At 73.5% G+C, this 12039-nt stretch carries 12 protein-coding genes; 7 read left to right on the top strand and 5 right to left on the bottom strand.

All coding sequences use genetic code 11. The features are described from left to right. Positions 1 to 167: 167 nt before the first annotated feature. The 4 genes from ACIGFK_RS42125 to ACIGFK_RS42110 all read right to left on the bottom strand — a co-directional run bounded on the left by ACIGFK_RS42125 (position 168) and on the right by ACIGFK_RS42110 (position 4319). On the bottom strand, positions 168 to 1457 hold the full coding sequence (locus ACIGFK_RS42125) for a hypothetical protein (protein WP_386473610.1): 1290 nt from the start codon (positions 1455 to 1457) through the stop codon (positions 168 to 170). 199 nt (positions 1458 to 1656) lie between these two features. Next, positions 1657 to 2838: a S8 family serine peptidase gene (locus ACIGFK_RS42120; RefSeq protein WP_400056107.1), complete on the bottom strand. Its 1182-nt coding sequence runs from the start codon at positions 2836 to 2838 to the stop codon at positions 1657 to 1659. 79 nt (positions 2839 to 2917) lie between these two features. Continuing rightward, the gene (locus ACIGFK_RS42115) at positions 2918 to 3361 is read right to left on the bottom strand and encodes a GNAT family N-acetyltransferase (protein WP_376661283.1); all 444 of its coding nucleotides are present in this window, start codon (positions 3359 to 3361) and stop codon (positions 2918 to 2920) included. A 259-nt stretch (positions 3362 to 3620) separates the two neighbouring features. Next, positions 3621 to 4319: a 4'-phosphopantetheinyl transferase family protein gene (locus tag ACIGFK_RS42110; RefSeq protein WP_376661280.1), complete on the bottom strand. Its 699-nt coding sequence runs from the start codon at positions 4317 to 4319 to the stop codon at positions 3621 to 3623. 75 nt (positions 4320 to 4394) lie between these two features. Here ACIGFK_RS42110 and ACIGFK_RS42105 point away from each other — a divergent pair, with 75 nt between their 5' ends. Beyond that, positions 4395 to 5168 carry an alpha/beta fold hydrolase gene (locus ACIGFK_RS42105; RefSeq protein ID WP_400056105.1) on the top strand — a complete coding sequence of 258 codons (774 nt, stop codon included), beginning with the start codon at positions 4395 to 4397 and terminating at the stop codon, positions 5166 to 5168. On the opposite strand, the gene ACIGFK_RS42100 is transcribed toward ACIGFK_RS42105, so the two are convergent. Beyond that, positions 5165 to 5674: a hypothetical protein gene (locus ACIGFK_RS42100; protein WP_376661278.1), complete on the bottom strand. Its 510-nt coding sequence runs from the start codon at positions 5672 to 5674 to the stop codon at positions 5165 to 5167. The two genes, ACIGFK_RS42105 and ACIGFK_RS42100, sit on opposite strands and share 4 nt — an antisense overlap. Before the next feature lie 182 nt (positions 5675 to 5856). Between ACIGFK_RS42100 and ACIGFK_RS42095 the strand changes: the two genes are divergently transcribed. From ACIGFK_RS42095 to ACIGFK_RS42070, 6 genes are all read left to right on the top strand, one after another. Further along, positions 5857 to 6327 carry a phospholipase gene (locus ACIGFK_RS42095; protein WP_376661277.1) on the top strand — a complete coding sequence of 157 codons (471 nt, stop codon included), beginning with the start codon at positions 5857 to 5859 and terminating at the stop codon, positions 6325 to 6327. A gap of 299 nt (positions 6328 to 6626) precedes the next feature. Next, complete coding sequence (locus tag ACIGFK_RS42090) at positions 6627 to 7196, top strand: bacilysin biosynthesis protein BacA (protein ID WP_376661276.1); 570 nt, start codon at positions 6627 to 6629, stop codon at positions 7194 to 7196. Next, positions 7193 to 8485 carry a DUF6421 family protein gene (locus tag ACIGFK_RS42085; protein WP_400056104.1) on the top strand — a complete coding sequence of 431 codons (1293 nt, stop codon included), beginning with the start codon at positions 7193 to 7195 and terminating at the stop codon, positions 8483 to 8485. The genes ACIGFK_RS42090 and ACIGFK_RS42085 overlap by 4 nt, the downstream gene beginning before the upstream one ends. A gap of 92 nt (positions 8486 to 8577) precedes the next feature. Beyond that, on the top strand, positions 8578 to 9645 hold the full coding sequence (locus ACIGFK_RS42080) for a DMT family transporter (protein ID WP_376661274.1): 1068 nt from the start codon (positions 8578 to 8580) through the stop codon (positions 9643 to 9645). Beyond that, complete coding sequence (locus tag ACIGFK_RS42075) at positions 9642 to 10928, top strand: ATP-grasp domain-containing protein (RefSeq protein WP_376661273.1); 1287 nt, start codon at positions 9642 to 9644, stop codon at positions 10926 to 10928. Before ACIGFK_RS42080 ends, ACIGFK_RS42075 begins: the two co-directional genes overlap by 4 nt. Next, complete coding sequence (locus ACIGFK_RS42070) at positions 10925 to 11812, top strand: branched-chain amino acid aminotransferase (protein WP_376661272.1); 888 nt, start codon at positions 10925 to 10927, stop codon at positions 11810 to 11812. Before ACIGFK_RS42075 ends, ACIGFK_RS42070 begins: the two co-directional genes overlap by 4 nt. Positions 11813 to 12039: the final 227 nt, after the last annotated feature.

Raw genomic sequence — 12039 nt, 5'->3', positions numbered from 1 at the left:
GCCCCCCCCCCGCCGTTTCCCCACCCTTTAGAGGGGGGGGGGGGGGGGTTGGTGGGTCCCTCGTGCGGGCGCCAATTCGGGGGGGGGGGGGGGGCGCCCCCGCCCCCCCGCACCACCCTGGGCCGAGCAGGCCGTACGCGTACGGGTTGCGGGTGTACGGGTACGGGTCAGGCGATGGAGAAGGTGACCACCGACTGGTAGGTGTCGGCGAACATGAACGGCGGGAGCTGGATCATCCCGGCGCCGCCGACGGCGAACTCACCACCGGTGAGCTCGTCCCCGCCGGCGCTCTGCGAGGCGACCTTCATCGGGACGTCGGTGATCGCTCCCGGCGCGCCCGCGGTGCAGGTGCTCGGGCTGTCCGGGTTGGTGACGGTGCAGGACGGCTGGATGCCGATCTGCGCCTTCGCCATCGAGTGGCCGGTCGTCGCGTTCAGGAACGGCGTACGGGTCGCCGTCACGTCCCAGCCGAGCGAGCCGCCGCGGAAGTCCTGGACGGTCGCGGCGTTGAACATGCCGACCACCGACTGGGACTTGCCGTTGATGGTGACCGCGCCGAAGCTGACGGCCGGCTGGCCGTCCTTCGGGCCGAGCGCCAGCGGTCCGGGCAGGACCTCCACGTCGACCGGGTTCTTCACCCCGGTCGCCTTCTCGACGAAGACGAACGACTTGGAGGTCGTCGCACCGTCGATCTTGATCGCGTCGGCCTTCTTGGTGACCGTGATGTTGCAGGTGGCGACGCCGGCGGCGTCCGCCGTGCCCGAACCGGTGTCACCGGTCGCCGCGCCCGCGAGCAGGGCGGAGCAGGTGACGGCGCCGGCCGGGAAGTTGGCGCCGGTGGCGACGACGGCGGTGCCCGCCTCACCGCTGTTGGGCGTCAGCTTCGTGGTGACCGGGTCCTTGGGCAGGGCCTCGACCGCGACCGAGCCGACCGTGGCGCTCGGGCGCGGCTTCGGCGTGCAGACGGTGGTGAAGATCGAGCCGCCGAGGTTGGCGTCCGTGACCATCTGGTCGATCTTGACGTCGACCGTCGTGCCCTCGGTGCCGTCCGGGATCTTGATGGTCCCGTCGACCGGGCCCGGGTCGAGGGGGACGCCCGGCTGAACGGTGACCGTCTCGGGCGCACCGGTCACGGTCTGCGGAGCCCCGTTGACCAGCAGGGCGATCTTGGTGGTGTTCACGGTGGTCACCGCGAACGCCGGCACGAGCGGGCTGGTGCCCGGGTCGATCTTGATCGGGACGACGTCCCCGGCCTTGGCGCCGTCGGGGAGGGTGACCGTGAAGTTCTGGTTGCCGGATCCGTCGGCCTGCGGCGCGGGGGCGTCGCACTCCACGAAAACGGCGGTGGTCTTGGTCGCGGCCTGAGCCGTCCCCGCCAGGCCCACGACGCCACCTGTGAGGGCCAGGGACAATGCGCCCGCCCCGGCCAGGACTCTTCGTCGGAACGTTGTACTCACTGGGTCGCGACTCCTTCGTCAGACGAACCCTCCCCCCACCCGCTGTGTGAGGGAGGTCGAGCCGGTGCGGTGGCCGATATTGACGCTTCGTCGTGATGAGAAGTCAATGACTTGTTTTCGTGTGAAGCACACAGAAATTGATGGGCCATCAGGGAGAGTCTGATGGCCCATCGGATACCGACCGGTCGGGGTGCGTCCGCTAGCGGTCGGTCGGGGTGTGCAGCAGCAGGTTCGGCGTGCCCGACGGGAGGTTGCCGAGGCGGTCCGGGACGGCCGAGTGCAGCAGGGTCGCGGCGACCTGGGCCGGGGTCTTCGCCGGGCCGTCCGCCAGGACCAGCGCGGCCACCCCCGCCACGTGCGGGGCCGCCATCGAGGTGCCGGAGGCCCGGGCCGTGGCGGTAGGGGAGCCCTTCCACGCCGAGACGACGGCCACCCCGGGGGCGGCGAGGTCCACGCAGGGGCCGCGGCCGGAGAACGGCGCCCACCGGTCGCCGTCGTCGCTCGCGCCGACCGTGAGGACCTCGGGGACCGCGGAGGGGGAGCCGCTGCAGGCGTCCCCGGCGTCGTTGCCCGCGGCCACGGTGAAGGTGATCCCGGAGGCGACGGCGCGGGCCGCCGCCCTGTCGAGGGCGCGGCTGCTGCTGCCGCCCATGCTCATGTTGGCCACCGCCGGGGTGCCGGGGTGCCGGGCGGCGTCCTTCACCATCCATTCCACGCCCTTGATCATTCCCGAAAGCCGCCCGGAACCACGGCAGTTGGCCACCTTTACCGAGACCAGAGAAACGCCCTTCGCGACCCCGAACGTCCGTCCGCCCACTGTCCCTGCGACGTGCGTGCCGTGGCCGTTGCAGTCGCCGGAGCGCTCCATGAACACCGCGTTGTAGCCGCTGCGGGCGCGGCCGCCGAACTCCCGGTGGCCCACGTTGATCCCGGTGTCCAGGACGTAGACGGTGACGCCCCGACCGGTCGTCGCGTACGTGTACGAGCCGTCGAGCGGCAGCTCGCGCTGGTCGATCCGGTCCAGCGACCAGGGCGGCTGCGGCTGCGTGTCGGAGATGCGGAACTCCGCATCCGGCTCCACCGACGCCACCCGGGGGTCGGCGGCCAGGGCGGCGGCGCGGGCCGGGGTGGTGCGGACGGCGAAGCCGTTCAGGGCGGTGTCGTAGACGGCCTCGACCTCGTCGCCCGCCCGGGCCGCCTCCGCGGCCAGGGCGCCGGCGCGGGCGGGGGCGCGGGAAGCGGTGGCGTCCTTCAGGACGACGACGTAGGCGGCGGTGGGGGCTTCGGCATCGGTGGCGTGGGAGTGCGGCGTCGGGGCGGGGGCCGTGGTGGCCGCCGCGAGGAGCGCGGCGGCGGGCAGGAGAGCGGCGAATGCGGTCATGCCGCCGATGCTCGGCGAGTCGCGCCGCGGGCGCGCGGAGGGTGCGCCGAGTGGCGGCACGACACGCCGCCGCCGGGTGTCAGCGGGTCAGGGGCCAGCCGCGCATCGAGAAGGTGCCCTCGTCCACGGCCCCGGCGGAGTCGTAGGTGCCCAGGGCGGCCTCGTTGTCGGTGTCCACGCCCACCCACATGCCGTAACAGCCGCGCGCCTTCGCCTCGTCGGCCAGTGCGAGCGTCAGCGCGCGGCCGATCCCGCGGCGGCGGTAGCCCTCGTCCACGGATAGCTCGTACAGGCACATCTCGGTGCCCTTGTCGGGGTGGGTCATCTCCATGCCCGAGACCATCCCCGCGGGCACGCCGTCCACGTAGGCGATGAGCATCAGATGGCCCGGGGCGGCGAGGAACCGCTCCGACCACTCGGGGCGGGCCGGTGCGTCGAAGAGGGACTCGGCAGCGGTGAGCTCGGCGGGGCTCGTGGCCCGGCGGATGTCCATGGCGGCCACGATAACGGCGGCGTGACGGATGGTGAGCAGGATTCCGACCCGGCGTGGCGGCCGTCCCCGCCGGCCGGGGCGACCGGGGTAGGGGGTGACGCCGCGCGCGCCCGGCGGCCGCCCCGGTACCGCAGCCCGCAGGGCTGGGCGCGTACCGCGATGCGGCCGCCGTCGGGCCGGCCGGTGGTGTGGTCCCGTACGCGGCCGGCGGCCCTGCCCCGCCCCGCAAGCCCTCAGGGCTAGGGGGTGTCCGGCGGATCATGGCCGGGCCCGGCCCGCCTGGCACCCCCTAGGCGCGTACGGCGAGGGCGGCCGTGTAGCCCGTCGGGGCCGGAAGGTCCGTCAGGAGCCAGTCCGGGACCGGGGCGGGGGAGGGGCCCGAGCCCACGTACGGCTCGACGAGGCCGAGGCCGATCCCGGTGCCGATCCCCTTCAGGCAGGCCTCCTTGCGGGCCCAGACGCGCGCGAGCGCCGCCCGGCGGTCCGGCTCCGGCAGGGCGGCCAGCTCGGCCGTCTCCGCCGGGTGCAGGCTGCCCATCACGTCGGCCACCGCCTGCGCGCCCGGCAGTTCCTCCACGTCGACGCCGACCGGCGCCGGGGCGAGGGCGACGTACGCCACGTCACCGCTGTGCGAGAGCGAGAAGTGCACCCCGCCCCCGGCCACCGCAGGCCGGCCGTGCGGGCCGCCGCAGCCCGGGCAGTCCTCCCGGACCAGGACGACCTCCGCCGGAGCCAGTCCCAGCCGGATGCCGAGCAGCAGCCGCAGCCCGAGGTGCGAGGCGGTGTACCGGTGCCGGTCGGCGGGCCGCCGCTTGCGCTCGGCCTGCTGCAGTTCGTCCGCGTCGAGCACCCGCGCCGCCTCGGCGACCGGCAGCCCGCCGACCACGTCGAGCCGGGTGTCCAGGGACCACACCGCCACTGCCGCGCCCTCGGCGTGCGGGCCGGTCACCGGTGCCTCGCCGCCGAGCTGCCTCACGTAATCGATCACCCGCCCGAGATTAGAGGACGCGGCCGAACGGCTGGCTACCCTGGGCCCGACCGAACGTTCACAAGGGGGAGCGGAATGCGAAGCGCAGCCGTCACAGCGGGAGATGACCGGATCCGGTGGGTCGAATTCCCGGGGGAGGAACCGGCGCGCGTGTACGTGCACGGGCTCGGAGCCACCGCGCCCGCCTACTTCGCGGCGAGCGCCACGCACCCGCTGCTCGCCGGGCGCCGTTCGCTGCTGGTCGACCTGCTGGGCCACGGACACAGCGACCGGCCCGAGGACTTCGACTACACCCTCGAAGCCCACGCCGACGCGCTGGCCGCCGCCCTCGTCGCGGCGGACGTGGCGGGCGCCGAGCTGATCGGGCACAGCATGGGCGGGGCCGTCGCCATCGTGCTCGCCGCCCGCCATCCCGAACTGGTCTCCCGGCTGCTGCTCGTCGACGCCAACCTGGATCCGACGCCGCCCGTCCCCGGGGTCGGCAGCGGCATTGCCGCCTACACCGAGGAGGAGTTCCTCGCCGGCGGCTGGACCGAGGTCCGCGACCGGGTCGGCGCGCACTGGTGGGCCACGATGCGGCTGGCCGGCCGGACCGGGCTGTACCGCTCCGCCGTCCACCTCGCCGCGGGCACCGCGCCCACCATGCGGGAGCTGCTGCTGGAGCTGAAGATCCCGCGCGGCTTCCTGCTGCCCGAGGCCGACGGCCCGCTCCCCGGCGCCGAGGCGATGGAGGCGGCCGGCGTCGCCGTGGCGGCCGTTCCCGACTGCGGGCACAACATCATGCTGGACAACCCGGACGCCTTCGCCGAAGCAGCCGCCGCTCTGCTGGCCCGGGAACACTCCCTCTAGCGCGCGCTCACCGGGGTGGCGGTCTGCGGCTTCGCGCCCGGCGAGGGGGTGCCGTCGGTCCAGGCGTAGACGCGCTTGCCGCGCACCGCGACCTGGTACTGGTGCCGGTCGCGGCACTCCGACCGCACCTCGGCCCGGAGGTGCTGCGGCCACCACCGGGCGCCCAGGTCCGGTTCCCGCACCCGGTTCGGCGTGCCCGCCGTGCACTGCGGGCCGTCGAGCGGGGTCGCCCCGAGGTCGAAGCGGATCAGGCGGGCGTCCCCGGTGGTGCGCACCCGTATGCGGACGTCCTTGGCGTCCTTGGGTATCCAGGAGGGCAGGGCGAACGCCAGGTCGTCCCGGGTCGGGGCGTCGGCCGCGGTGGCGAACCGCTTGCCCTTCTCCTGGTACAGGTGGTTGTCGATCGTGTCGGACAGCGGGTTGGGCGGGAGGTTGGGCAGCGCGAAGGCTGCGGTGGCGAGGACTCCCACGGTGGCGGCGGCGATGACGAGCGGGCGTCGGTTCATGCCGTTCAGTCTCGGCGGCCGGACCCCTCGCGCGCGTCCCTCCTCAGGACGAACCGGTTCACTGCCCCAGGTCCCACACGGCGTCATACCTGAGAGGGAGCCGGATCAGAAGTAACCGGACACCGTCCGGCCCAGTTGGCCGGGGAGACCCCGTAGCCGCCTCCCCTCCTGCGAGGAACGCCATGCCCCGCCGCCCCGCCCACGCCCTCGCCGCCGCTGCCGCTGCCGCGGTGCTCGCCCTCGCCCCGTCCGCCGTCGCGGCCCCGGCCGCGCCGGCCGACAAGCCGCAGGTGCTGAGCCGCTGGACGCAGCCCGGCGCCGCGAGCCAGCAGGAGTGGGCCGACGCGCGCGAGAACCGGAGGGCGTGGGAGCCGTACGGCTTCGACTGGTCCACGGACTACTGCACGGGCGCCCCGGAGAACCCCTTCGGCTTCCCCTTCGCCACGGCCTGCGCCCGCCACGACTTCGGCTACCGCAACCACCGCGCCGCGGGCCTGTTCCCGGCCGCCAAAGACCGTCTGGACGAGGCCTTCCGCGCCGACATGGGCAGGGTCTGCGCCCGGTACGCGGGCGCACGCAAGGCCTCCTGCGACAGCACCGCTTGGCTCTACTACCAGGCCGTCAGGGGATTCGGCGGAGCAGCCGAATTCTGACGGTCCATTATCCACCGCGAAAAGAACCCCGCCCCGCGGGTAATCCGAAAATGGAATCGGATTTCCATATTCCGGATCGGGGGGTGAATTCAAGCAATGCTGGCTGGTTCCGTTCTGTGAATCCGGTGCCATGTCGGAGGTTTCCGGCGCGGCAAGTCCGGCTCCAACCCCCGTTGCCCTGGCGGAAATCCGAGATGGCAGGATAAATATCGCGCCACTCGCTTTTGTGAAGGGCACCGTGTTTTCCGTTCTCCGACGAAGCCACCCAGTGAATCCACAGGAAGGGCCATCCGAAAACGATGTACGCACGCCCCGACGAGGTCCGTCACCTGCACACACTCGGTCCGCACGGCACCAATCTCGAAGCCGCCTCGCACGAATGGCTCAGACGGCGCGGTGTCGAGGGGACCGTCGAGCTGCACTCGTCGATAGAGGCCGCGCTGGAGGCCGTGCCCGACGACGGGCGGCACGCACTGACCGCCTGCGCCGTCTACCCGGCCCTGCACACGCTGGTCTTCTCCAATCTGCACCGGCTGCACATGATCGACAGCTTCGTCATGCCGACCCACAACATGGTCCTCGCCAGCAGCGGTACGCGGACTCCGGCGACCGTCGCCTCCCATCCGGCACCCAAAGGGCTCGTGCCCGCCACTGCCCGGATCCACGAAGTGCTGAGCAACTCGCAGGCCGCCATCGACTGCGCCGAGGGCCGCGTCGAGGGCTGCATCACCACCATCGTGGCGGCCGAGAAGAGGGGCCTGCGGGTCCTGCGGGACTTCGGCGCCGTGCCCATGGTCTTCACCGTCCACCAGGTGCTGGCCGTCGGGCCCGACGCCGCCCCGCAGCTCGCCGCGGGAGCCGCCCGATGACCGCCGCTGCCGCCTTCGCACCCGGTACCGCCCCCGTCCCGGCCGGACTCCTCGCCGAAGCAGACCTGTTGACGCAGTCGCTCATCCCCCTGGTGAACCGGTTCCGCACCCGCCAGCAGGACGACGGCACCGTCACCGGCGCGACCGCCGACGACGCCGGCCTGCTGGGCCGGATACGCGACCTGGCGGCCGCCTGGTACCGGCGCAACGGACGCGGCGGCCAGGCCGACGCGCTCGTCGCCGACGTCGACGACTGGCTGGCGGCCGGACTCGGCTCCCGCCCCCATTTCGCCCGCTCCCGCGACGCCCTGCAGGCCCCGGCCGACGGTGAAGCGGTCTTCTTCCTCGCCCCCGTCCAGACCACCAACAGCGCCCCGCCCGTGGGCAAGCGCCTCGACTGCTTCCTCGCCCTGCGCAAGGAACCCGACGCCCTGGCGCAGATGGCCGCGGACTTCCCGCACCCGAAGAACAACTGCCAGTCCCTCGTGCTCATCACGGGCAGCGAGGGCTTCGCCCACGGTGCCTGCCTCGTCGTCTTCCCCGAGAACGTGGCGGCGCACGACAAGGTGACCGAGCAGCCGTACGCCATGTTCTTCTTCGGCAAGATGCGGAAGATCCACGAGACGTACGCGCTTCCCGCCGCCGCGGCCGTGCTCACCCCGGACTCGCTGCCGCGCGCCTCCACCGGACTGGCCGCCGACGTCTGTTACGAGGCCCGCGCCATCTGGGGCTACCTCCACGACTCGATGCACTACCAGGGCCTGTGGCCGTTCGACGAGAACATCTCCCTGAAGATGAACTGGTTCGTCGGACTCCTGGAGGAGATCAAGGTCGACGCCAAGACCGTGCTCGCCTGCGCCGACAGCGGCCTCGTGCCCTTCGCCGAGGAGCAGATCGACATGATCCTGCTGGAGCGGGTCTTCCGCTACCCGCAGGCCGACGACGCCACCCGCAACTTCGACTCCGGCACCGGCGTCTTCCTGTACTCGTGGTTCCGCGAGCACGGCGCCCTCATCGGCTCGCCCGAGGACGGCGGCCTGCTGCGGCTCGACCGCGCACAGGCCCTGGAAGCGCTGCGCACGTACGTGACCACCATGGAGAAGCTGGAGGCCGAGGTCACCACCGACGACGAATACCGGGCCAGGGCGAAGGAGATGGTCCGCCGGTACCTCCCCGAGGGCGAGCCCGGGCAGCGGTACTCCTTCACCGAGGACCAGCGCGTACTGCTCCGGGCCAAGGCCGGCCTGGACCGGCTGCCGCCGCTGGAGTTCGCCCGGGCGGAATGGTGACCCCGCCCGCATCGGACCAGGCACCCGCCTCCGCTTCCGCCTCCCCTTCCGCCTCCGTGCCCGGCCGTGGGGGCGGGGGTGGGCGCCTGGTCGTGCCGGCCCTCGCGGTCGGCATGGTCGTACTGCTCTCCGCGGGCTGGCTGCTCTCGGGCCACCTGGTGGCCGGGGTGCCCCCGCTCGCGGTGGCCGCCGGGCGCACCGCCACGGCCTTCGTGGCCATCACGCTGTTCGCCGTGCTGACCCCGCGGGGCCGCAGCGGCGTCCGTACCGCCGCCGGCCGCCCCCGCACCGTGCTGGTCCTCGCGTTCCTCGGGTTCTTCGCGTACTACACGGGGACCCTGCTCGGGACCCGGTACATCGGGGCCTCACGGGTGGGACTGATCGTCTCACTGCTGCCCTGCATCACCTTCGTCGTCGGCGTCCTCGCCTTCCGCGAGCCGAACTCCCGCCGGAAGGTGCTGGGGACGGCGCTCGCGGGCAGCGGCGCGGTCGGCTTCCTGCTGGCCGACGGTGCCGCTGCCGCCGGGGGCGGCCCCGCGACGGGCGCCCTCCTCTCCGGGGGCCTGCTCGCGTTCGGCGGGACCTTCACGTACGCCTTCTACGGCTACGTCTACCGGCAGCGCATGTCGGACGTACCGGCGCTCGCGGCCCTGCCCGCGGTCACCGGGGCGGGCACCCTCATGCTCGGCCTCACTGCGGTGCTGTTCGTGCCGCTCGGCGGGGTGTCCGCCGCGGACTGGGCAGGCGTGGCCGTACTCGGCGGGGTCCTCACCGCCCCGGTGTTCCTCATCTCCCACGAGCTGATCCTGCGCAAGGGGCCGCTGTTCACCTCGGCCCTGGGGCTCGCCGTCCCCTTCCTCGTACGGCTCGGCGAATGGGCCCTGGGCTCCGCCGCCGCGCCGGGAGTGCCGTCCGTACTGCTGATCGCCGCGTCGGCCGCCGGCGTCTGGCTCACCGTGGGCGGCCGCCGGCCCCCGGCGGCGGACCCGTCCGCGGAGCCGGCCGGCCCTGCCGGGTCCGACCGGGCCGCACACGCCGAACAGGCCGACGCCTCCGACCACTCAGGCCGCTCCGACCACTCCCGTCGCTCCGGCCGCTTCGATCCCTCCCCCTCCTCCGCCGCCGCGGCGGAGACCACCGCGCCAAGGAACCCCTCGTGACCGTCTCCCGCCCCACCCTCGTCCTGCTCTACCAGCGCGCCGGCCTGCCCTGGGTCTTCGACGCCGCCGAGCGCGCCGGCATCGACCTGATCCTCGTCCCGCGCCCCGACGAGCGGGTGGACCCGGACGCACTGCCCCCGGCCGTCGTCGAGCTGCTGCCCCTGGACCCGCCCGCGGACCCGGCCGGAGCCCTCGAAGCCCTGCGCAAGCGGCACGAGGCCGCCCCCTTCGACGGCATCGTCACCCTCTACGACCCCCTCGTGCCCTTCGCCGCGGAGGCGGCCGAACTCCTCGGGCTGCCCGGCATCGGCGTGGAGGTCGCGCGCAGCGCCCAGGACAAGCGGGTCATGCGCGAGCGCCTCGCGGCGGCCGGGCTGAACGTGCCCCGCTTCGTCCGCCTCGACCCGGCCGACGACCCCGCCGCGACCGCGGAGGCGGCCGGCCTGTCCTTCCCGGTCGTCGTCAAACCCGCACTCGGCATGTCCAGCCTCGGGGTGACCCGGGCCGACTCCGCCGCCGCGCTCGGCCCGGTCGTGGCGGAAGTCCGCCGGGTCTCCGCCGGCACCGCCGACGGGGGCGCGGGCCTGATCGTCGAGGAGTACCTGGACGGGCCCGAGTTCGCCGTCGAGTCCCTGGTTCACGAGGGCCGGGTACAGGTCCTCTCCATCGGCTACAAGGGCGACCCGAAGGGCCCGTACTTCGAGGAGAGCGTCTACCGGGCGCCCGCCGGGCTGCCCGACGCCGTCCGGGCCGACGTCGTACGCGAGGTCATCGCCGCCCACGCCGCGCTCGGCGTCTCGTACGGTCCCACCCACACCGAGCTGCGCCTGCGCGGCGGTTCGACCCCGTACCTGCTGGAGATGGGGGCGCGCATCGGCGGCTCCGGCGTCTCCCACTACATCGCCGCGCACGTCACCGGCATCGACTTCGCCGCCCAGGCGCTGCGCCTCGCCGTCGGCCTGCCGCCCGCCCTCACGGTCCGCGAGGGCCTCGCCGAGGCGGTCGCGGCGGCGGCCAACTACATCGTGCCGTGCGGCGGGCACGGCACCATCACGGCCGTCCACGGGCTCGACGGGGTGCGGGCCGATCCGCGGGTCGACCACGTCGTGCAGATGCTCGCCCCGGGCGATGTGGTGCGCCCCTACCCCGACTTCACCGGCTACCCCGCCTTCGTACTGTCCCGGCACGAAGGCATCGCGGAGGCCGAGGAGTTCCACGCACACCTGGAGCGCGCCGTCCGCATCGACTACGCCCCCGCGACCGCCGAAGGAGCCGCCTCGTGACCACCCCGCCGACCACCCCTCCCCTCGACGACCGCGACGGCACCATATGGCTGGACGGGCGGTTCGTGCCCTGGCGCGAGGCCCGGCTGCACGTGCTCTCCCACGGCCTGCACTACGGCGGCGCCGTCTTCGAGGGCATCCGCGTCTACGGCGGCCGCATGTTCAAGCCCGCGGAGCACAGCGAGCGGCTGTGCGCCTCGGCCCGGGAGCTGGACTACTCGCTCCCGTTCACGGCGGACGCCCTCGAGGCCGCAGCACGGGAACTCGTACGGCGCGAACGCATCGTGGACGGCTACGTCCGGCCGGTGGCCTGGCGGGGCAGTGAGCAGATCAGCGTGTCCGGGGCCGGCGCCACCGCGCACGTCGCCGTCGCGGCCTGGGAGTGGCCCCACGTGTTCTCCGCCGACGCGGCGAGCCGGGGGATACGGCTGAAGACCTCGAAGTGGCGCCGTCCCGACCCGGCTACGGCGCCGGTCCGGGCCAAGGCCGCGTCCCTGTACAACATCTGCACCCTGGCGCGCGACGAGGCCGAGGCGGCGGGCTACGACGACGCCCTCCTCCTCGACCTCCGTGGCGGCCTCGCCGAGGCCACCGGAGCCAACCTCTTCCTGGTGATCGACGGCGCCCTGCACACCCCGACGCCGGACTGCTTCCTCGACGGGATCACCCGCCGGACGGTCATCGCCCTCGCGGCGGACCTCGGCATCGAGGTGGTCGTGCGCCGGATCGACCCGGCCGAACTCGACCGCGCCGAAGAGGTCTTCCTCACGGGGACGGCGTACGAGGTGCAGCCGGTCAGCGCCGTCGACGACCGCACCTACCCGGTGGGCAAGGTGACCTCGGAACTGGCGGAGGCGTACGGACGGCTCGTCCGGGCGGAGTGAGCCGACTCGGCCCACCGGTCACCGGATGATCCGTACCGACGGGTGGGCCGCGCCGTACCCGGACTCCGCCCTCATGGAGCAACAAGGCCGGGTACCGTGGGAAACGGTCTGCTGATCATTCGGCGGCCATCTAGCCGACAGCCGTCGCATCCCAGGGAGCATCACCATGGCCTCGTTGCCGAACCCGCCCGCAGCCACACCGACCCGGGTCGAGGCCCTTCGCGAGG

The organism is Streptomyces sp. NPDC085524 (assembly GCF_044541755.1).
In the GTDB taxonomy this organism is placed as follows: Bacteria; Actinomycetota; Actinomycetes; order Streptomycetales; family Streptomycetaceae; genus Streptomyces.
The sequence above is the reverse complement of the archived record's forward strand: the minus strand, read 5'-3'. Positions and strand labels throughout refer to the sequence as shown.